Origin of the sequence: Caballeronia sp. LZ003 (assembly GCF_031451465.1) — a bacterium.
In the GTDB taxonomy this organism is placed as follows: Bacteria; Pseudomonadota; Gammaproteobacteria; order Burkholderiales; family Burkholderiaceae; genus Caballeronia.
Window position 1 is genome coordinate 1 of the sequence record NZ_JARUXJ010000185.1, and the last position, 445, is coordinate 445.

General features: G+C 53.3%; 1 protein-coding gene. It reads right to left on the bottom strand.

What is annotated here, in order from left to right; translation table 11 throughout:
• Nucleotides 1-445 (bottom strand): hypothetical protein (locus tag QCE79_RS33715; RefSeq protein ID WP_309851894.1); only part of this gene is annotated, 445 nt, incomplete at both ends.

The window sequence follows — 445 nt, forward strand, 5'->3', positions numbered from 1 at the left end:
GTTGTCCGGTACTTCAACCAGCAACCCCTTCACGTCGTATGAGCGGACTGGAATTCGGTCGAATTTATCGGAGGTGATGCGCATCGCCGCCACTGCGCTGGCGGGATATTTGAACTTGCCGGTTCGCCTTTTTGTGTAGCTCACTACATGTGCCGTACCGTGCTTCTTGCCGACATTTTTATCTTGATCGATCTCGTCCGCACGCGAGATCGCCAGCACAAAGCGCGCACCTCCGACCAGCTTTACTGGAAACGTAAATGTCTTGCTATAGCTCTGGCAGATGCCAGTAATCTCTCTAATCTCTGGTTCGGGCGCAGGAACGTTCTCGCTCGCCGGTTCGTACGATGGTGCAAACTGAAGTTTGATCGTCGCGTTGGTGTGCCCCTTATTCGAATCCCACCACAGATCATTCACCTGGACAGTAACATCCACCTCATCCACGTCC